The sequence below is a fragment of the Paraburkholderia sediminicola genome, from assembly GCF_046030555.1.
Classification (GTDB): domain Bacteria; phylum Pseudomonadota; class Gammaproteobacteria; order Burkholderiales; family Burkholderiaceae; genus Paraburkholderia; species Paraburkholderia sediminicola_E.
In genome coordinates this window covers 34,001-52,968 of the sequence record NZ_JAQQCH010000015.1, presented here as the reverse complement: position 1 = coordinate 52,968, position 18,968 = coordinate 34,001, and the positions used below count along the sequence as shown (strand labels likewise).

Below are 18,968 nucleotides of genomic sequence, written 5' to 3'. Positions count from 1 at the left end.
GAACCTGTCATGTCGACACCTACTTCCGCCTCTGCCGTGATGCCCGTTTTGCAGGCGCGCGGACTCGTCAAACGCTACGGCAACGTCACCGCGCTCGACGGCTGCGATTTCGAAGTGCTGCCCGGCGAGATTCTCGCCGTGATCGGCGATAACGGCGCGGGCAAGTCGTCCTTGATCAAGGCGCTTTCAGGCGCCACCGTACCCGATGAAGGCGAAATCCTGCTCGACGGCAAGCCGGTCAAATTCCGCAGTCCTTTGGATGCACGCGCGCAAGGCATCGAAACCGTGTATCAGGAACTCGCGGTCGCGCCTGCCATGAGCATCGCCGAAAACCTGTTTCTCGCCCGTGAACTCGTCAAGCCGGGCTGGCGCGGTTCGATCTTCAAGATGATCGACAAGCGCCGCATGCTCGAGGAAGCCACCGCGCACATGAAGGATTTGCAGATCGGCATCCGCTCGATGCGCCAGGCGGTCGAAACGTTATCCGGCGGCCAGCGTCAAGGCGTGGCTGTCGCGCGCAGCGCGGCGTTCGCGCGGCATGTGGTGATTCTCGACGAACCCACCGCCGCGCTCGGCGTGAAAGAAGGCAACATGGTGCTCGAACTGATCCGCCGCGTGCGCGAGCGCGGTCTGCCCGTGATCCTGATCAGCCACAACATGCCGCACGTGTTTGAAGTCGCGGATCGCATTCATATCCAGAGGCTCGGCCGGCGTGCCGCGGTGGTGAACACCAAAGACATCCACATGTCGGAGGCCGTGGCGATCATGACGGGCGCGAAGGAAGCGGACGTCAAGGCCATTGCATGATGCATGCATCCCGCTGAGGGGCACGCGACGATGGACACCACCGGCACCCGCTCTCCCGTCAAACGCACGGTCGGCTCGAATCAGGTCGGCATGCGGCAGTTCAACGAACGAATCGTTCTGCAGACGATCCGCTTGCATGGGCCGCTGCCGAAAGCCGACGTAGGCCGTCTCACCCGTCTGTCGATGCAGACGGTGTCGATGATCGTCGACCGTCTGATCGACGACGGCCTGCTCGAGAAGCAGGCGCGCGTGCGTGGCCGCATTGGTCAACCCTCGGTGCCGATCGCATTACGTGCGGATGGCGCGTACACCATCGGCATCAAGGTCGGACGCCGCAGCCTCGACGTGCTGGCGATGGATTTCGCGGGCCACGTGGTGTGCCGCGACGTATTCGAGTATGCCTATCCCGATCCGCGCACGCTGTTCCCCGCGCTCGAAAGCAGACTGGCGCGCGTGAATCAGACGCTCGGCGCGAAGGCAAACAAAGTGGTGGGCGTAGGCGTCGCGGCACCGTTGTGGCTCGGCGGCTGGCGTGACTTTCTCGGCGCACCGCCGGAAGCGCTGGAAGCGTGGCACGAGATCGACTTGCGCAGTCGCATCGCGACGATGACGGGCTTGCCCGTCGAGTTTGCCAAAGACACCACGGCTGCCTGCGCGGCCGAACTCGTGATGGGCCAGGGCCGCGGGATCCATAATTTTCTGTATCTGTTTGTCGGCACGTTTATCGGCGGCGGCCTGGTGATCGACGGCCGCTTGCATGGCGGACCGCATGGCAACGCGGGCGCCGTCGGCTCAATTCCGTTGAGAGACGGCAACGCGAGCCAGCCGGCGCGGCAACTGCTGCACGCCGCATCGGGCTTCGTTCTGGAACAGCTATTGAGCGATGCGGGCGCGCCGCCCGCCGCCGCGCATGACCATCGCGCGTTGTCGCCTGAACTGTGGCGGCAGACCGAACAGTGGCTCGACACCGCTTGCCCCGCGATCGCCAATGCGTCGACCAATGCGGCTGCCTTGCTCGACCTGGAAGCGGTGGTGATCGACGGCGAGTTCGACCGCCAACTGGTCCGCGAAATCATCCGCAGAACCGAGCGCGTGCTCGATCGTTTTGAATGGGAAGGCATGGTGCGCCCGCAGCTGCTCGAAGGCACCATCGGTGCCGATGCGCGGGCAATGGGCGGTGCGATTCTGCCGTTGTACGCGCATTTCGCGCCCGTGCACGAACTGTTCCTTAAGCCGGCGACAGACGCGGGATATTAGGCGTCGAGACGGATCTGTTTTCCTGATTCGCCCAGGTCCGCAACGAGCGCACCTTGGGTCATCAGGTCAGGTCTTGCACGGCCTTCATGCGACGATTGCCCGTGGCTAACCAGCCGCTCATTGTGCCGCCACCTTCGCGACAGAAGCAGTGTTGGCCGGCGGATTCTCCAGCAACGGCTGCAACACCGGCGCAAGCGACTTCAGCAACTGCACCGACAGCGCGCTGGTGAAATCGTAGCGGGCCGCATACGGTTCATGCACATAGGCGGTCAGCGTGCCGTAGAAGCGGTCTCCCATTGCAAACACGAAGGTTGCGCTGCGGTTCACCTTGCGCGACTCGATCAGGCGCGCGCCTTTGGCCCACACATTGAAGCGTTGATCGCCGGTGCCCGTCTTGCCATAAACCTCGAGTGTCTGACCATCAGGGAACATCATGCCCTGCGCGAGACGCTTGCCCGTACCGCCTGACACGACATCACGCAACAGCACTCTGACAACCCCGGCGATCTCCGGTGACATCTGCTGCTGTGGCGCCACCGCCGCGCGCTGGAAATGCGTTTCGTATGGCGTGTCTTTGGCGAAATCGAGTTGCGTGAGGCTTTCGGTCGGCACCTTGTTGCCGCCGTTGGCAATCACGCCGATCAGTTGCGCGAGCGCAGCCGGTCGGTCGCCGGATGCGCCAATCGCCGCCGCGTACGACGGCGTGAGCGTCGCGAACGGATAGCCGAGTGCCTGCCACGATTTGCCAATCGCATCGTACGCGCGCAATTCGACCATCCGCTTGATGCGGCGATCCTGGGTGGCGTGATAGCGGGTCTTGAAGAGCCAGGAATAAGTCGACAGACGCACATCGCGGCTTGCGGTCTGTATCTGGTCGAGCGTCGCATCGGGATGGGCACGCAGATAGTTAAGCGTCAACAGTTCCAGCGGATGCACGCTCGAAATGTAGCCACGATCGTTCAGATTGAAGCGGTCGATCGCATATTTGTCGTACAGGTTCGCCAGGTCTTCATCGTCCAGCATGGAGGCAGCCGGCGTGTTCTTCAACGCCGCACGCATCTTCGCGTTGAACCACGCATTCGATTCATCCGGCGCGACGCTGCGCAACACTGTCGCCACTTTAGGCGGCGATTTACGTACGCCGAGCAGCAGCAGGGCCAACGCCTGGTCGGGCGTTTTGCCGTGGTACTTCGTGTAGAAACGATTCATGTACACGCGGCTTTCCTGATCGGCGAAACGCGTGAGATACATCTTGCGGATCGCCGGATCGCCCAGCCATTGCGACGACGGTCCGGTGGTTTGCACCATCTCGTAGTGGACGATATCGCGCATCAGCCGCACGAACACCAGATTCACCGAATGCTGGAACGCGCGGTGCACCGTGAGAATGCGGCTGTTGTCGTCGGAATCGAAGTTGTTGAAGGTCTGCGCGCCGCCGCCCGTGTAAAACGTTTCGCCCGGACTCGCCGAGTATTTACGTTCCACGGCCGCATCGAGCATGGCTTGTAGCGAGCGATCCGAGGTATGCGCCAGATAGTCGAGCGCCCAGCGGGTGAGCTGATCATTCGGATCGGGCTTCACGGCCTTCAGTTCCGCTGTGCTCAGCGGAGCATAACGCGCATGCAGGTCGGAGACGATCTGCAGATACGTCACCACGGTACGCATTTTCGCGGTCGAACCAAGATTCAGCCGCGCGCCGGAGTTGATGTCGAAGGGCTGGTTGACGCTATCGGTTTGCACTCGCACGAGGTTCGCGCCGTCACGCCGTTCGAACAGCGTGAAGCTATAGGCGATTCTCGACGGATCGTCGGAGGCGCGCAGCATTTCAAAACCGACAAGCCCCGCGGCTTTCGCGCCGTCGCGCGTCCCGGCGGCGGCGAGCCGTTCACTCACGGCCTGCTGCACGGCGTTGTTGAGCGTACCCTTTGCCTGCAAGTCGAGCCGGTCGAGTTCATAGAAACTCGGAATGCCGAGCGCCGCCAACAGATGCGAGCGCATCGACGTCACAGCCTTGCGCGACACGAACGAATCTGCGTTCTGCGTCGTATTCGGTGCGTGGCGCAGATCGACTTGCGCGGACAGCGCAGCATCACGCAGGGCAATCGTGATCACGCCACCGTTCGCCAGCAGCCGTAAATAGCTATCCGTCAGACGTTCAAGTTCGGCATAACCATGATGCAGAAAATACGACGGCGCACGTTGCGCGATAATCAGCGAGAGCACCTGGCGGAACGCCACGCCCTGCTCCGCGAGATTGTCCTGAGTCGACGGCGCTTTGAGAATGCGGTTGACGTCGTTGAAATCGCGGCCGTACCAGGCGGCCAGACCGTCGCCCATCCCGTTGATTTCGCCAATGCCCGGTTGTGCGGCAAGCGGCACCGAGTTGAGATAGTGGACGACGATCTGCTGACGCGCGGGCATGGTCTGCGGGCCGTTCAGATACGCGCGTACCGATGCCGATGCGATTTGCCGTAATTTCTCCGGTGGCGTTGCGGTGCGCCCGCCAGCCGAGTGGCGGAACTTTTCGATCTGGGTGGCGAGCGTGCTGCCGCCCGGCGTCGACTGATGCCGGTTAAGTACACGCGCGCCCTGATCGACTAGCGCGCGGCTAAAGCGTCCCCAGTCGATTGCCGGATTGCGGTTCGGCTGATCCGGATCGAGCAGATAGCGGTCTTCGATAAACAGCAGCGAATTGACGACAAGCGGCGGGATTGAATCGAAGCTGTTATAAATGCGGCCCGGAAACTGGGCACCGAAGAGCGGCGCGCCGGTGCCGTCGAAGAGTTGCAGCCCCGCCTGGTCTTTTTCGGCGTAGGGAATAAATAGACCTTCATCCGCCAGCGACAGCATGCGTTCGGAATCACGCGACTGTGCGCTGATTTCAAACCCGCGTTGGAGCAATCGCTGCTGGAACGAAGGCAGCAACGCGTAGCCGAGCCGACTGTCGTAGGGGCCTTTATCTGTCTGAGGGAATCGGATGGAATGACTTGGACCATCGGCGACGGAAAAACCCACATCGCGCGTGAGTTCCGAGAGATAGCGCGCCTGCAATCGAGAGGTTTCTATCTCGATCTGAACAAAACGGGCCGCCAAAGCCAGCGCGAGCAGAAATGCCGCTGCCAGCCCCCATTTGAGCCACTTCCTGACAGGCGCGGTGCCCGTTGTGCGAAGCGGTAACCGAATCAGTGGCCGATTCATGGCTGCTCTCCCCGAGCGTGCGCCGTGATCTTGGTTCTGGCGCACCTTCAATCAAGTGTAGCGCGGAACGCGAGCGTGCAATCGGTTCAGATTTACCCGACAGTGTCGTCGCCGCAACACCGCAATCACAAGGCATGGCGGAGCGCCGACTGGCGTGAGATATTGGACGTCTTCCGTCAATCGAAAAATCGTCGTTTCAGGCGGGTTTTTGTGTTTTCTGCGCTTTTTCCGCTTTTTCCTTTTTCACCGCCTGATTCCCCAACGGCGCCCCCTGTCCCGCCGTTCGCCCACGTATTAACTCGATGAATTGCTCAGCCGGCGGCGACAACACGCCGCCTTTGCGCGTCACAATGCCGAAAGTTTGCGAAGGCGACTTCAACCTGACCGGCACGAAGCGCAACATTTTCTGCCGTACGAACAATTCCGCGATCGCGGTCGGCAAGAGCGAAACCAGATCGGGACTGCTATGCAGAAGCGCCACCGTCACGAAGGTGGAGGCCGTCGAGATCGGGTTGTCCGGCATCTCGAGACCCGCCAGATCCATCTCCCGTTCGAGCAAGGCGTGCAAGGGCATGTGCGACGGATACATTACCCAGCGGTGACCGGCCAGGTCACGCAGTTTCACTTCCTTCCTGGGCAATGGCGGATTGCCATACCCCACCACCACGGATAACGGCTCGTCCCCCAGCGGATGATAGTGATATTTCGACGGATCGGCGGCAACCGCCGCACGCCCGATCACCAGATCGAGCCGGCCCTGGTCGAGTTGCAGCAGCATGCGCGCGCTCGTGTCTTCCATTACTTCAATCGACAGACCCGGCTGCCCGGCATGCAGATCGTTCAGTGCCGGCACGACGCATTCGGGAATCGCGCCCATGATCGCGCCAATCGCGAGACGCCCACCGCGCCCCGAACGTATCTCGGCGACGTCCTGGCACAGCGAGGTCAGGTCCGTTGCCAGGAGCCGCGCGTAGCGGATCACGCAGTGGCCGAGCTGGTTCGGAATCATGCCGCTCTTCGAGCGCTCGAAGAGCGGCGCCTCGAACATCGACTCCAGCTCCTGTAACGCCTTGCTCGCGGCCGATTGCGTCATCGACATCGCGCTGGCGGCCTTGTGCAGCGACGTGTGGTCGTCGAGCGCGATCAGCAATTGCAACTGCTTCATGCGCAGTCTCGACAGCAGGACGTTCAGGGTGTCTTTCATAGGTTGTCGGGCAACTGCGGGGTGAGTCGCAAAAGCGATCACAAGATGGAAACAATTCAATATACCCGCCACGCACGCCGCCGTATAGTCAGCGGTGGAGACATTCAAAAACCCACGCCTGACCACCTCGGTACAACGCCCACCACCATGACCCAGACACCCAACCCTGCTCCAATGCGCGGCGTGTTCCCCGTCGCGCCGACCATCTTCGACGAGGCCGGCCATCTCGATCTGGAAGGACAGAAACGCTGCATCGATTTCATGATCGACGCGGGTTCCAACGGCCTGTGCATTCTGGCGAACTTCTCGGAACAATTCGCGCTGTCCGACGACGAGCGCAACACGCTGATGCACCAGGTACTCGAACACGTCGCCGGCCGCGTGCCGGTGATCGTCACGACCACCCATTTCAGCTCGCACCAGTGCGCTGAACGCAGCCGCAGCGCGCAGGCGGCGGGCGCCGCGATGGTGATGATCATGCCGCCGTATCACGGCGCGACGATTCGCATCGGCGAGCGCGGCATCTATGAGTTCTATCGCACGGTGTCCGATGCAATCGGGATTCCGATCATGATCCAGGATGCGCCCGTCAGCGGCACGGCGCTGTCGGCGCCGTTTCTCGCGCGTATGGCGCGCGAACTGCAGAACGTTTCGTACTTCAAGATCGAAGTGCCGCAAGCAGCGAACAAGCTGCGCGAGCTGATCGAACTGGGCGGCGATGCCGTGGTGGGTCCGTGGGACGGCGAAGAAGCGATCACGCTAATGGCCGATCTCGATGCGGGTGCAACGGGTTCGATGACAGGCGGCGGTTACGCGGACGGCATCCGGTTGATCGTCGACGCCTATGCGGCGGGCGACACGGAAGCGGCCGCTGCCCATTATCAGCAGTGGCTGCCGCTCATCAACTACGAAAACCGTCAGGGCGGTCTCGCGTCATGCAAGGCTTTGATGAAAGAAGGCGGCGTGATTCGCTCAGACGCGGTGCGCCATCCGTTGCCGCCGATGCATCCGGCCACGCGTGCAGGCTTGCTGAAAGTCGCGAGGCGGCTCGATCCGCTGGTGTTGCGCTGGGGCGGGTAAGGTCAAACCGAAGTCAACCCGAAGCTGCCTGAAGCAAGCTGAGGCCCCCGAAAGAAAAGGCAACGGGCAGGCGAACCCATTCCGCCCGGGCCGCTGTCGACCCACCGACAACGGCCCGAACCTCATCTGGAATGAGCCCGTCGCCCTTCACCGTCGAACACGCCCGCGCCGCACTATCCATCCCGCGTCGCGTGGCTCCGTTGCCGCCGCTCATCAGGCTTGTGCAACGGCCCTACGCCTCCCTGCACACGCACCCCGTGTTCAAGTCCCCCGTAAATGGCCCCGTTGGCGCACTGTTAGTGCCGCGCCCGTCGCGTCGCGTGACGACTCGATTCCGCGATGACGCAAAGTCCGGGCGCACCTGGGCCCCGCAACCGTATACGCAGAAATAAGCTCGGCGGATGCAGTCCACTCCGGAAAAATCACATATAAGACCGGGAAGAAACTGGGTAACATAAGCCCGCAAGCCCACCACATCACTTTCCATGACCGCCAATCCTCGAGAACTGACGCCGGAAACCCTCGCCGGGTTGCTCGAACGCATTGCCAAAGAAGATGCCGCGGCGCTGCGTGAGCTATATGATCTCGCCGCCCCGAAACTGTTTGGCCTCGCGCTCCGTATATTGAGCAGGCACGAGTGGGCCGAAGAAGTATTGCAGGACAGCTTCGTCAATATCTGGCGCTTTGCCGGCGACTACCGCCGGGCACTGTCCGCCCCCATGACGTGGATGTCGGCGATCGTCCGGAACCGTGCTCTCGATCACCTGCGGCGGGTCAATCCACAGGAAACAGAATGGAGCGATGCGTTGGACGATCTTGTGGCAACCGGCGATCCGGATCCCGAAGCGCTGACCGCGGTCAGCCTGCAGGCACGTTTGCTGGCCGGCTGCATGCAGCAACTGGAACCGGCGCAGCGTCAGGCGGTTGCGCTCGCCTACCTGCGCGATCAAAGCCATAGCGAGATCGCCGAGGTTCTAACGGTGCCGCTCGGCACCATCAAATCCTGGATCCGGCGCGGCCTTGCCAAGCTGAAAACCTGCTTGGGAGGCGAGTGATGAATCTCCATCGCTATCCTCAACTGGTCGACATGCTGGCTGCCGAGTATGTGCTCGGCACCTTGCGCGGGGGCGCCCGGCGCCGCTTCGAACGTTACGCGGACCACGATACGGTCATCCGTCAGACCGTCGAAGCCTGGCAACGGCGCATCTCGCCGTTGGCCGAACTCGCGGAGCCGCGCATGCCACCGGCTGCCGTGTGGGACGCCATCGAGCGGCGTCTCGGCCTCACCGCTGCGCGTGAGGCGGCACGACCGCGCACCGTGGTCGAAAAGCCCGCGCGTCCGTCCGGCAGTATCTTCGAGAATCTCGCGTTCTGGCGTGGCTGGGCACTCGGTGTCACGGGACTGGCCGCAGTCGCTGTCGTGGTCGCGGTGCGCTCGCTGTTGCCGTCCGGTGCGACGCCTCCCACGGCGCCGACCGTCGCGCAGCAGCCGGAAACGGCCGTTTCGCATGTGGCCGTGCTGAACAATAAGGAAGCGCATCCGGTCATGCTGGTCGCCTGGGACGAAGCCCACTCCACCATGACGCTGCATCCGCTCGGCAAGGTCGATTTGCCGGCGGGCCGGGCGATGGAGCTGTGGGGCATTCCGGCGAACGGCCATCCGGTCTCCCTCGGCATGTTGCCTGACAGCGCCAGCGGCAGGGTGACGGCCGGCTTGCAGAAGCCGGAGAGCTATCAGGCGCTGGCGGTCTCGATCGAAGCGCCGGGCGGCTCGCCCGATCACAATGCGCCTAGCGGTCCAGTGGTGTTCAGCGGCAAGCTGCTGCCGGTGTCCTGAACCGGTTCGGTATCAACGGGCAAGGTCGGCATGCGCTTTTTTGCGGATGCCGAACTTTGTTTTTCCAGGTCTCCGGCGCGGTCATCGCGCGATGGCTGGACGTGAGCGTGACATTCCCGCTACCCTGACTCCATGCAAAGCTTTTACGAAGCCACCGTCACCCGCTCTGCCGGGCACCCATCCGCTTACGCGCCGCTAACCGGCCGGCGGAGCGTCAACGTCTGCATCATTGGTGCGGGCCTCGCGGGTTTGTCCACGGCGTTGGGGCTCGCCGAACGTGGCGTCGCCGACATCGCTGTGCTCGAGGCCGAGCAGGTCGGCTTCGGCGCCTCCGGACGCAACGGCGGCTTTGTGTTCGGCGGCTATAGCCTCGATTGCGCGGATCTGCTGAAAACCCTCGGGCCGGCCCGCGCGCGCGAACTCTATACGCTGACAACCGACGCCGTCGATCTGATGCGTAAGCGTATCCAGCGCTACCACATCGATTGTGACGTGACCGATGCCGGCGTGATTCTCGCTAACTGGTTCGACGAACCGGCAAGGCTCGACACGCAGCGGCGTTTGATGCGGGATTCGTTCGGCGTCGAGTGGGAACCCATGGCGGCCGCGGAGCTTGCCTCACAACTGAAGACGAACCGTTATCACGGTGGCCTGTTCGAGCGCAACGCGTTCCACTTTCATCCGCTGAAATATGTGCTTGGTGTCGCTGGCGCCGCGGCCAACGCGGATGTGCAGATTCACGAGAAGTCCCCCGTTGTGCGCTTGCAGCGCAACGGCGCCCGGCGCGGCGGCGCCCGTCACGACGGTGCGGGTTTCGTGGTGCATACGCCACACGGCGCGCTCGAAGCACGCCACGTTGTGATGGCCGGCGGCGGCTATACGCGCAACGTCTATGCGCGGGTCGAGCGCGCGGTCCTGCCGATCGCCACCTACGTGATGGCCACTGAACCGCTCGGCGCACGCCTGAAAGACGCGATGGACACCCGCGCCGCCGTCTACGACACCCGCTTCGCCTTCGACTATTACCGCCCGTTGCCCGACACACGCATCCTGTGGGGCGGCCGCATCTCGGTTCGCGACCGCGCTCCCGAGGTCATCGCGCGGCTGTTACGGCGCGATCTGCTGAAGGTCTATCCGCAGCTACACGATGTGCGTATCGAACACGCCTGGGGCGGCCTGATGAGCTATGCGCGGCACAAGATGCCGCAAATCGGCTGCAGCGCGGACGGCGTCTGGTACGCGGTTGGCTTCGGCGGCCACGGCATGGCGCCCGCCACTGTCTCGGGCGAATTGCTGGCGGCGGCCATCTCCGGCGAACGGCCGGTGCCCAACGCGTTCGCGGCCTTCGGCCTGACGCCCACCTACGGCGCGCTCGGTCTCGCGGCCGCGCAACTCACCTACACCGCCATGCAGACGCGCGACGCACTCGCCGCCCGGCGGCCCGCGACCCGCTCGACGCCTTGACGCTATTCGCCGTGAGGCTATTCGATACGCGGCTCGATACGCCGCTGCTGATGCCCGGGACCCACTCCGGAGGCCGGTTTTACCATGCTAGAATGCGCCGTCACTGCCGCTCGAATACACAATGAAAAAGGGAAGCAAGGCCGCCGAGCCTGATACCAACGGCATCGCGTCCAACGCTCCGCGTAGCGACGCCCGACGCAAGTACGATCCCGAACAGACGAAGCGCAACATCCTCGACGTCGCGACGCAGGAATTCTCCGCGATGGGATTGACCGGTGCGCGCGTCGACGCGATCGCGGAGCGCACGAACACCACCAAGCGCATGCTGTACTACTACTTCGGCAGCAAGGAAGGGTTGTACCAGGCCGTGCTGGAAAAAGTGTACGGCGACATTCGCGCGCTCGAACAGGATCTGCACGTCAGCGAACTCGATCCGATCGAGGGCATGCGCGCGCTGGTCGAGTTCACGTTCGACTATCACGACCGTCAGCGCGACTTCGTCCGCCTCGTGACGATCGAGAACATTCACGGCGCGAAATACGTCGAGCAGGTGAAGAGCTTCAAAGGCCGCAACGTCACCGTCATTCATACGATCGAAGATCTGCTCTCGCGCGGCATCGCGGCGGGACTGTTCCGTAGCGACGTCGATGCGATCGACCTGCACTTGATGATCAGCTCGCTGTGCTTTCACCGCATCGGCAATCGCCATACCTTCGGTACGGCGTTCGGCCGTGATCCTTCGCACCCGCGCCTGCGCGCGCGTCATCGCGCGATGATCGTCGACGCCGTGCTGCGTTTCGTGCGCAAGGAAGACTGAAGCAAGGCGGACACGAAAAAGCGGGACTTGGCCTAGGCCAAGTCCCGCTTTTTTTGCTGAGGCTATTCGATCAAGCCGTGCGGCTCAATCCACCAGCACGATCCGCTTGATATCGCCGACGATAAAGATGTACGAGAGCGCGCCGATCAACGCGACCGCGCCGATAAACACCAGCGCACCGACAAACGAGCCGGTTGCCGCAACGATGAATCCCACCACCAGCGGCGTGACGATGCCAGCCAGATTGGCGGCAAAGTTGAAGATGCCGCCGGTCACACCGAGCAGGCCTTCGGGCGCGATGTCCGAGACCAGCGTCCAGCCCAACGCTGCCATCCCCTGCGCGAAAAACGCCACCGACAGAATCGCGATCACCACCACGTTGCTCTCGACATAGTTGGCGAGAATGATCGTCGACGCGAGCAGCAGGCCGGCGATGATCGGCAGCTTGCGCGCCACATTCGGCGACTTGCCGCGACGCAGCAGCCAATCGGAGAAGATACCGCCGAACATCACACCGATCGACGCGGCAATGAACGGCATGATCGCGAAGAAGCCGATCTTCAGCCATGCCATATGGCGTTCGGTGGCGAGATAGGTGGGGAACCAGGTGAGGAAAAACACCAGCGTCGAGTTACCGGCGAACTGGCCGAGGCAGATCCCCGTGAGCTGACGATGCTTGAGCAGACGTCCGATGGTGCGCCATTCGAAGCCGCTCTTTGCCGTTGCAGCCGATGCAGCCGGTGCGCCGGAAAGATCGGCGTCCTTCTTGCGGTGCGTCAGACCGCCGCCTGCTTCGATATAGTCAAGTTCCGCCTGATTGACGGTCGGATGCTCGTGCGGCTCGCGATAGAACAACCACCAGATCATGCCGAACACGAGGCCCACGCCGCCCACCACGTAGAACAGCGAACGCCAGCCGAACGCGCCCATCAGCATGAACAGAAACGGGCTGAAAAACGCGAGGCCGATATATTCGCCGACCGTGTACGTGCCGGTCGCCATTGCGCGTTCGCTCTGCGGAAACCATGTGGCCACCACGCGGCTATTGGTTGGAAAGCACGGCGCTTCCGACACGCCGAGGCCGAGCCGGAACACGAACAACGCGCCGATGCCATGCACGAGCCCTTGCGCCAGCGTGCACAGCGACCAGAACGTCATCGACAGGAAATACGTGAGCTTGCTGCCAAAGCGATCGAGAAAAAGACCGCCCGGAATCTGCGAGGCCACATAGCTCCATGAGAACACGGAGAACAGCAATCCCATCAGCGCGGCATTGATGCCGAGTTCCCTGGTCAACTGCGGCGCCGCGATGCCAAGCACCGTGCGGTCCAGGTAGTTGATCATCGTGCCGACGGCCAGTAGCCCGAGGATCTTGTAGCGGGCTTTCGAGCGGCGCGTGGTGCTCGCCGCGGCATTCGTTTGGCGCGTCGCGTCGGCGGGTGTGGAATGAATAGGTTGCGGCATGTCGTCTCTGTCTCCTCGGTCTGGTTTGTGTACCGGTTGTGTACGGCTCGCGTGCTACCGGCTTAGCGTCCCCCAGGGGCTTCCTTAGGGGCGTTGCAACAAGGACTGGAAGTGCGTGTAAACGCGCTCGCCATCGGGTTCGAGGCCCGTGAAGATGCGCATCGCGTCGACCGCCTGATACACCGCCATGCCGCCGCCGCTCAACGTGCGGCAGCCGAGCGCTTCGGCGGCTTGCAGCAGCGCGGTGCGGATCGGGAAATAGACAATGTCCGATACCCACAAACCACGGTGCAGCAATTCGACCGGCAACGGCAAGCCCGGCAATTTCGCCATGCCGGTGGGCGTCGCGTGAATCAGGCCGTTCGCGGCAGCGAGCGATTCGGCCAGCGAGTTGCCGGCGCTGACGGTGGATGCAGGGAAACGCCTCTGCAATTCAGCGGCAAGCGACGCGGCGCGCGTGGTATCCACGTCGAATAGCGTGAGCGTTTGCGCACCCATGGTCAGCGCGGCATGCGCGACCGCTGCGCCAGCGCCGCCCGCGCCCAACTGCACGACGCGCCCCAGCGAAACGTCCGGCAGGCCACGCTGAAACGCACGCGCGAAACCGGACCAATCCGTGTTGTGACCGATACGTTTGCCGTCCTTGAACAGGACTGTGTTGACCGCGCCGAGTGCGCGCGCGTCGTCGGAGAGTTCGTCGAGCAACGGAATGACCGCCTGCTTGCACGGGTACGTGATGTTCAGTCCGTTGAAGCCCATGCGTTCGGCGGCGACGAGCAGATCGGAGAGCGCCGCGATGTCCAGCTTCAACGCTTCCAGATCGATGCGCCGATACACATAGTGCAGACCAAGCTTGCTGCCCTCTTCCTCGTGCATCGCGGGGCTGAGCGATCCTCCGATGCCTGAACCGATCAGACCGACGAGAAACGATCTGGCGCTCGTTTGTGTGTTCGCTTGTGTGTTCGCTGGCATGTTCATTTAGCCACCCGATTCTTAAGGATGGTCGCCATCCGCTCCAGAGCGAGCACATAGCCTTGCGTACCACAACCGATGATGATCGCTTCGGCCACGGCCGACACGTACGAGTGATGCCGGAACGCTTCGCGGCGATGCACATTCGAAATATGCACTTCGATGACGGGCTTTTCGATCGCGGTGAGCGCGTCGGCAATCGCCACCGAGGTATGCGTGTAAGCCGCAGGATTGATCACGATACCGTCAACCTTGGAGCGCGCCGCATGCAGCCAGTCAATGAGTTGATGCTCGGCGTTCGATTGGCAGAAGCCGACCGACAGACCCAGCCGCTCACCCGCATCGCTGCAAAGTTTCGCAACGTCGTCCAGCGTTTCCGAGCCATAGATGGCGGGCTCACGCGTGCCGAGCAGATTGAGATTCGGTCCGTTGAGGACCAGCACTGATGCAAAACTCATGACGACCACTCCTGCAAAAATAAGGCATAAAGCGGGCCACAGCATGCGCCGTGGCTCTACAACGTAATCGCAGTGTGCGCGCATTGACCGCAATCGTCATTCGGGGTTTATACGAATTTGTACCATCTAGTTAGTTTGTATAAACTGTCGGAAATTTCGGTTAGTGTGGGTATTTCCAGCTTGCATATTGCTCATTTCAGGTAACCAGCTAGACCATTTTGCGCATTGCAGCATGGCGAACCGCAAGGTATGCCGATGCGGCACAGCGGCCGCTTCGCGCAGTCCCAACAGCCGTTTCATTGTTTTTGCAGGAGCCGTTCATGCAACGTTCGATTGCCACCGTGTCAATCAGCGGAACCCTCGTCGAGAAGCTGACTGCCATCCAGGCGGCGGGTTTCGAAGGCGTCGAAATCTTCGAGAACGACCTGCTGTATTTCGACGGCTCACCCGCCGACGTGCGGCGCATCGCCGAGGATCTCGGGCTGAAGATCATCCTGTTCCAGCCGTTCCGCGATTTCGACGGGGTGAGTCCGGAACGCCTCGAACGCAATCTGGATCGGGCCAAGCGCAAGTTCGACGTGATGCACGAACTGGGTACGGACCGGATTCTGGTGTGCAGCAACGTCTCGCCCGACACTATCTGCGACGATTTGCTGATGACCGACCAGTTGGGTGCACTAGCCCGCGCGGCCGAAGCGGCCGGCGTGATCGCCGGTTATGAGGCGCTCGCGTGGGGTAAGCACGTGAAGACCTACCGCCATGCGTGGAAGCTCGTCGACGCGGTGAATCATCCCAATCTTGGGCTCGTGCTCGACAGCTTTCACGCGTTGTCGTTAAACGATACGGTGGACGCGATCGCCGATATTCCGGGCGACCGCATCGCCTTCGTGCAAATCGCCGATGCGCCGAAACTCGCCATGGACGTGCTTGAATGGAGCCGCCACTACCGCTGCTTCCCGGGCCAGGGCGATTTCGATCTGGCAGGCTTCACCGCGCAGGTCGTGAAAACCGGCTACACAGGGCCGCTTTCGCTCGAAATTTTCAACGATGGTTTTCGCGCCGCACCGACCACGATCACCGCGGCGGACGGTCATCGCTCGCTGCTGTTTCTCGAGGAGCAGACTCGCGCGCGGCTTGAAGCCGCCCGGCAGCCGGTCGGCGAGCTCTACCAGTCGCCCGCTGCGCCCGCGCACGTCGGCTACCAGTTTCTCGAGTTCGCGGTCGACCACACCACCCGCGCGCAACTGGTCGACTGGCTCGGCAAGCTGCGCTTTCGCCAGGCCGGCCAGCATCGTTCGAAAGATGTGACGCTGTTTCAGCACGGCGCAGCTTCGATCGTGCTGAATGCCGAACCGGATTCGTTCGCCAACGCCTTCTTCCAGCAGCATGGTTTGTCGCTGTGCGCGTCGGCGTTTCGTGTGGACGACGCAAATCAGGCATTCGAGCGCGCCGCCGGGTTCGGCTACGCGCCATTCTCCGGCCAGGTCGGCCCGAACGAACGCGTGCTGCCGGCCGTGCAGGCGCCCGACGGCAGCCTGAACTATTTCGTCGACGAGACGCCAGACCAGCCCACCCTGTTCGAAGCCGATTTCGTGCTCACCGACGTCAACGGTCCGACCGAAGTCGGGCCGCTCACGCGCATCGATCACGTTTGCCTGTCGGTGCCGGCGCCTTCGCTGGATACGTGGGTTCTGTTTCTGCGGACCGCGTTCGGCTTCCAGGCCGAGCCGGGCGTGCTGGTGCCCGACCCGTACGGGCTGGTGCGCAGCCGCGCGCTGCGCAGTCGTGACGGTTCGGTACGCATCGTGCTGAACGCGTCGGTGGACCATCACACGGCCGTGGCTGAAGCATTGCACACCTACCACGGCTCGGGTCTGAACCACGTCGCGTTCGGCACTGGCGACATCTTCAGCGCGATTCCCGAATTCGTCGCCGACGGTTTGCCGGTGCTGCGCATTCCGCGCAATTACTACGACGACCTCGCCGCCCGCTATGCGCTGCCGGACGAGACGCTCGAGGCGCTGCGGGCGTACGACATCCTGTACGACAGGGACGAACGCGGTGGCGAGTTTTTCCACGCTTACACCGAACAACTGGATCAGCGCTTTTTCATGGAGATTGTGGAACGGCGCGGTGGCTACGACGGCTATGGCGCGGCCAACGCAGCTGTGCGGCTCGCCGCGCAGGCCCAGCGTCGCAAATAGGCGGCCGGCCGGGCGCGCCGGAGGATTGCGGTTGGCGGTTGGCGGTTGGCGGTTGGCGGTCGGCAGATTCGGGCGAATCGGGCGAATCGGGCATGGGCCATGCTGCATCGGCTCAAGCGAGCACGCCGCACCGATATAATGGCGGTTGATCCGCGGTCCGGTGCCGCGCCCACTCTGTCCCACGCGGGCGTCGCGCGCCCCGTCGACCGAATGAAACGCCAGGAGAGATATGAAGAAGTTTGCCGTAGTCCTGTCAGTTCCCCTGCTTCTCAGCGCTTGCGCTTATTTCCAGAAGAATCCGGATGCCGGCGAGGCCGTCACGGACACCACCACGCAGCGCTCGGTCAACGATGTGGTCGCCTGCCTGACTCAAGTGGCGACCAGCCACAACGCGGCATTCAAATCCACAGCAATCCCGCAAGGCCAGATGCTCGACTTCGGCGATTCGAATATCGTCAAGGTACGCAGCGACAACGGCGCAACGACTTACCGCTTCTACGCGGGCAAGCGGCACGTAGGCAATCTATGGATTGAATCGGCGAGCAAAACCTGCGCGCCGTGAGGTAAGAAGGGGTAACAATCGGCCAGATGTAACGATCGGTAACTTGTTCCGGCGCAATCATAGTGTCACGGTGTTACATCACAATGGTGTCTTAAGAATCGTTTAAGACTTCGTCCGCATGATCCATCCGACACTATCCCGCACAAGGTGCGCTCCATGAACCAGCCCGATCACAATACGAACGACACGCCGGCACCGGCGAAGCGGCCCACGATTCTGCGCCGCCTGTTGAGCCACCATGAGCTGGCAACATTGCTGCTGTTGCTGCATGCACCGATCGACGCGTCCGCGAAACCCGAGATTCCGCAGCTTCACGAAGCCGGCTTGATCGAAACGGTCTCCGGCGATGCAGGCGCCTCGCATATCCGTCTGACGTCCGAAGGCAATGCGGTGCTGCGTGGTCTTGGCGTGAAATAATGCGCGGCTTACGCCTGCCACACGCCGTATCCCGCTTCGCGTAGTCCAATCGCCAATTCCACTTCCATATCCTGTGCGCCGCGGTAAGGCATTGGATTGAACACTTCATACAACTCGGGCACGAGACGCAGGCCGTAATCGCGTACATAGCGGTTTGCCTGAATGCCGGCCTTGTGCCGGTCGAATCTCAGATCCGGGTCCAGTCCCGTCATTCCCACGTACACGCAAGGCTTGTCGAACCGGTAATCCGGATTCGCGCGACGAAAGCGTGCCTCGTTCCAGACCTTGTCGTCCAGCGCGACGACGTAGACATAGTAATGATGCTTGCGACGAGCCATGTGCGCAGCGGCTCAGCTTCGCGAGGTTCCGTGCAGCAGCATCCGGTACTCGGTCGGCGTGACGCCGACGGTCGCCTTGAACTGGCGCGTAAAGGCGCTGTGGTCGGTGTAGCCGCAGAGCGCGGCGACGTCGGTGACCTTGTCGTGCGAAACCAGCAGCGCGGTGGCGGCGTCCAGTCGCGTTTTCAGCAACACCTGGCGCGGCGTCAAATGAAACACTTTGTGAAAATAACGCTCCAGCTGCGCCACCGACATATCCGCCATCGCAGCAAGCTGTTTGAGATTTAGCGGCTGCACGTAGTTTTCCTGGATGGACTGCACCACGGCCGCCAACCGGCTGTAAGCCGGATGACTGCTTTCGTCCGCTTTCAGGTCGCGGGAGATGCCCGCGAGACCCACCACCTTGCCCGCCGGATCGCGCAACGGCTGCTTGCAGGTCAGGCACCAACCCGGTTGCCGGCCGGGATATAGATGCAGCTCCAGCTGATCGATCATCTGGCTGCCGACGTTGATGATCGCTTCGTCCTGTGCGGTGTAAATGCGGCCGAAGCGGCGCGGGAAGACGTCCTCGGCGGTCTTGCCGAGCAACGCGGTCTTTTCCTTGAAACCGCAGCGCGAAGCCAGCGTGCGATTGACCAGCGCGTAGCGGGCGTGCGCGTCCTTGACGAAGAACACGACGTCCGGCATCGCGTCGAACACGGGCTCGAGCAGCGTGAAATGCGACAGCATGCCGGATAGCGTTGCGTCGTCCGGTTCGAGCGGATGAGCCAGCGTGTTCATCGAGCGGGTTCCGTGGTGCGGTTGCGGTTGCGGTTGCGGTTGCGGTTGCGGTTGCGGTTTTGCGTTGATTGTTGGATCCGTGCTTCGCCGGTGCATTTACTCAGACTTT

At 62.4% G+C, this 18,968-nt stretch carries 17 protein-coding genes; 10 read left to right on the top strand and 7 right to left on the bottom strand.

Features of this window, described 5'->3' with window-relative positions:
- Positions 1 to 9: 9 nt before the first annotated feature.
- Both PQQ52_RS21385 and PQQ52_RS21380 read left to right on the top strand, forming a co-directional pair.
- The gene (locus tag PQQ52_RS21385) at positions 10 to 807 is read left to right on the top strand and encodes an ATP-binding cassette domain-containing protein (RefSeq protein WP_179740863.1); all 798 of its coding nucleotides are present in this window, start codon (positions 10 to 12) and stop codon (positions 805 to 807) included.
- 30 nt (positions 808 to 837) lie between these two features.
- Positions 838 to 2,064 carry an ROK family transcriptional regulator gene (locus PQQ52_RS21380; RefSeq protein WP_408215495.1) on the top strand — a complete coding sequence of 409 codons (1,227 nt, stop codon included), beginning with the start codon at positions 838 to 840 and terminating at the stop codon, positions 2,062 to 2,064.
- Between the two features lie 117 nt (positions 2,065 to 2,181).
- On the opposite strand, the gene PQQ52_RS21375 is transcribed toward PQQ52_RS21380, so the two are convergent.
- Positions 2,182 to 5,262, bottom strand: a complete 3,081-nt coding sequence (locus tag PQQ52_RS21375) for a transglycosylase domain-containing protein (protein WP_408215494.1) — start codon at positions 5,260 to 5,262, stop codon at positions 2,182 to 2,184.
- Between the two features lie 196 nt (positions 5,263 to 5,458).
- Complete coding sequence (locus PQQ52_RS21370) at positions 5,459 to 6,466, bottom strand: LysR family transcriptional regulator (protein WP_408215492.1); 1,008 nt, start codon at positions 6,464 to 6,466, stop codon at positions 5,459 to 5,461.
- A gap of 147 nt (positions 6,467 to 6,613) precedes the next feature.
- Between PQQ52_RS21370 and PQQ52_RS21365 the strand changes: the two genes are divergently transcribed.
- The 5 genes from PQQ52_RS21365 (at position 6,614) to PQQ52_RS21345 (ending at position 11,664) form a co-directional block, all read left to right on the top strand.
- Complete coding sequence (locus PQQ52_RS21365) at positions 6,614 to 7,546, top strand: dihydrodipicolinate synthase family protein (protein WP_408215489.1); 933 nt, start codon at positions 6,614 to 6,616, stop codon at positions 7,544 to 7,546.
- Between the two features lie 485 nt (positions 7,547 to 8,031).
- Entirely contained in the window at positions 8,032 to 8,601 is a 570-nt protein-coding gene (locus PQQ52_RS21360; protein ID WP_408215486.1) for an RNA polymerase sigma factor, read from the top strand.
- Positions 8,601 to 9,383: an anti-sigma factor gene (locus PQQ52_RS21355; protein ID WP_408215484.1), complete on the top strand. Its 783-nt coding sequence runs from the start codon at positions 8,601 to 8,603 to the stop codon at positions 9,381 to 9,383. The genes PQQ52_RS21360 and PQQ52_RS21355 overlap by 1 nt, the downstream gene beginning before the upstream one ends.
- A 132-nt stretch (positions 9,384 to 9,515) precedes the next feature.
- Positions 9,516 to 10,847 carry an NAD(P)/FAD-dependent oxidoreductase gene (locus tag PQQ52_RS21350; RefSeq protein WP_408215482.1) on the top strand — a complete coding sequence of 444 codons (1,332 nt, stop codon included), beginning with the start codon at positions 9,516 to 9,518 and terminating at the stop codon, positions 10,845 to 10,847.
- Positions 10,848 to 10,968: 121 nt separating this feature from the next.
- Positions 10,969 to 11,664: a TetR/AcrR family transcriptional regulator gene (locus PQQ52_RS21345; RefSeq protein ID WP_325046397.1), complete on the top strand. Its 696-nt coding sequence runs from the start codon at positions 10,969 to 10,971 to the stop codon at positions 11,662 to 11,664.
- Between the two features lie 84 nt (positions 11,665 to 11,748).
- Here PQQ52_RS21345 and PQQ52_RS21340 read toward each other — a convergent pair whose 3' ends face one another.
- From PQQ52_RS21340 to aroQ, 3 genes are all read right to left on the bottom strand, one after another.
- Complete coding sequence (locus PQQ52_RS21340) at positions 11,749 to 13,128, bottom strand: MFS transporter (protein ID WP_408215478.1); 1,380 nt, start codon at positions 13,126 to 13,128, stop codon at positions 11,749 to 11,751.
- An 84-nt stretch (positions 13,129 to 13,212) separates the two neighbouring features.
- Complete coding sequence (locus tag PQQ52_RS21335) at positions 13,213 to 14,106, bottom strand: shikimate dehydrogenase (protein WP_408215475.1); 894 nt, start codon at positions 14,104 to 14,106, stop codon at positions 13,213 to 13,215.
- Positions 14,103 to 14,558, bottom strand: a complete 456-nt coding sequence (aroQ, locus tag PQQ52_RS21330) for a type II 3-dehydroquinate dehydratase (RefSeq protein WP_325046400.1) — start codon at positions 14,556 to 14,558, stop codon at positions 14,103 to 14,105. The genes PQQ52_RS21335 and aroQ overlap by 4 nt, the downstream gene beginning before the upstream one ends.
- 320 nt (positions 14,559 to 14,878) lie before the next feature.
- On the opposite strand from aroQ, the gene PQQ52_RS21325 reads away from it, so the two are divergent.
- From PQQ52_RS21325 to PQQ52_RS21315, 3 genes are all read left to right on the top strand, one after another.
- Complete coding sequence (locus PQQ52_RS21325) at positions 14,879 to 16,762, top strand: bifunctional sugar phosphate isomerase/epimerase/4-hydroxyphenylpyruvate dioxygenase family protein (protein WP_408215472.1); 1,884 nt, start codon at positions 14,879 to 14,881, stop codon at positions 16,760 to 16,762.
- Positions 16,763 to 16,991: 229 nt separating this feature from the next.
- Complete coding sequence (locus tag PQQ52_RS21320) at positions 16,992 to 17,324, top strand: hypothetical protein (RefSeq protein WP_408215469.1); 333 nt, start codon at positions 16,992 to 16,994, stop codon at positions 17,322 to 17,324.
- Between the two features lie 156 nt (positions 17,325 to 17,480).
- Positions 17,481 to 17,741, top strand: a complete 261-nt coding sequence (locus tag PQQ52_RS21315) for a hypothetical protein (RefSeq protein WP_408215466.1) — start codon at positions 17,481 to 17,483, stop codon at positions 17,739 to 17,741.
- An 8-nt stretch (positions 17,742 to 17,749) separates the two neighbouring features.
- Here the strand turns inward: PQQ52_RS21315 and PQQ52_RS21310 are convergent, their stop codons facing one another.
- Together PQQ52_RS21310 and PQQ52_RS21305 are read right to left on the bottom strand one after the other, a co-directional pair.
- Positions 17,750 to 18,079 carry a hypothetical protein gene (locus PQQ52_RS21310; protein WP_007177862.1) on the bottom strand — a complete coding sequence of 110 codons (330 nt, stop codon included), beginning with the start codon at positions 18,077 to 18,079 and terminating at the stop codon, positions 17,750 to 17,752.
- A 12-nt stretch (positions 18,080 to 18,091) separates the two neighbouring features.
- Positions 18,092 to 18,859 carry an AraC family transcriptional regulator gene (locus PQQ52_RS21305; RefSeq protein WP_408215463.1) on the bottom strand — a complete coding sequence of 256 codons (768 nt, stop codon included), beginning with the start codon at positions 18,857 to 18,859 and terminating at the stop codon, positions 18,092 to 18,094.
- Positions 18,860 to 18,968 lie beyond the last annotated feature (109 nt).

Excerpts from the sequence above, each read along its gene's own strand:
- PQQ52_RS21385 (WP_179740863.1), top strand. The coding sequence starts at position 10 with ATGTCGACACCTACTTCCGCCTCTGCCGTGATGCCCGTTTTGCAGGCG.
- PQQ52_RS21380 (WP_408215495.1), top strand. The coding sequence starts at position 838 with ATGGACACCACCGGCACCCGCTCTCCCGTCAAACGCACGGTCGGCTCG.
- PQQ52_RS21375 (WP_408215494.1), bottom strand. The coding sequence starts at position 5,262 with ATGAATCGGCCACTGATTCGGTTACCGCTTCGCACAACGGGCACCGCG.
- PQQ52_RS21370 (WP_408215492.1), bottom strand. The coding sequence starts at position 6,466 with ATGAAAGACACCCTGAACGTCCTGCTGTCGAGACTGCGCATGAAGCAG.
- PQQ52_RS21365 (WP_408215489.1), top strand. The coding sequence starts at position 6,614 with ATGACCCAGACACCCAACCCTGCTCCAATGCGCGGCGTGTTCCCCGTC.
- PQQ52_RS21360 (WP_408215486.1), top strand. The coding sequence starts at position 8,032 with ATGACCGCCAATCCTCGAGAACTGACGCCGGAAACCCTCGCCGGGTTG.
- PQQ52_RS21355 (WP_408215484.1), top strand. The coding sequence starts at position 8,601 with ATGAATCTCCATCGCTATCCTCAACTGGTCGACATGCTGGCTGCCGAG.
- PQQ52_RS21350 (WP_408215482.1), top strand. The coding sequence starts at position 9,516 with ATGCAAAGCTTTTACGAAGCCACCGTCACCCGCTCTGCCGGGCACCCA.
- PQQ52_RS21345 (WP_325046397.1), top strand. The coding sequence starts at position 10,969 with ATGAAAAAGGGAAGCAAGGCCGCCGAGCCTGATACCAACGGCATCGCG.
- PQQ52_RS21340 (WP_408215478.1), bottom strand. The coding sequence starts at position 13,128 with ATGCCGCAACCTATTCATTCCACACCCGCCGACGCGACGCGCCAAACG.
- PQQ52_RS21335 (WP_408215475.1), bottom strand. The coding sequence starts at position 14,106 with ATGAACATGCCAGCGAACACACAAGCGAACACACAAACGAGCGCCAGA.
- aroQ (WP_325046400.1), bottom strand. The coding sequence starts at position 14,558 with ATGAGTTTTGCATCAGTGCTGGTCCTCAACGGACCGAATCTCAATCTG.
- PQQ52_RS21325 (WP_408215472.1), top strand. The coding sequence starts at position 14,879 with ATGCAACGTTCGATTGCCACCGTGTCAATCAGCGGAACCCTCGTCGAG.
- PQQ52_RS21320 (WP_408215469.1), top strand. The coding sequence starts at position 16,992 with ATGAAGAAGTTTGCCGTAGTCCTGTCAGTTCCCCTGCTTCTCAGCGCT.
- PQQ52_RS21315 (WP_408215466.1), top strand. The coding sequence starts at position 17,481 with ATGAACCAGCCCGATCACAATACGAACGACACGCCGGCACCGGCGAAG.
- PQQ52_RS21310 (WP_007177862.1), bottom strand. The coding sequence starts at position 18,079 with ATGGCTCGTCGCAAGCATCATTACTATGTCTACGTCGTCGCGCTGGAC.
- PQQ52_RS21305 (WP_408215463.1), bottom strand. The coding sequence starts at position 18,859 with ATGAACACGCTGGCTCATCCGCTCGAACCGGACGACGCAACGCTATCC.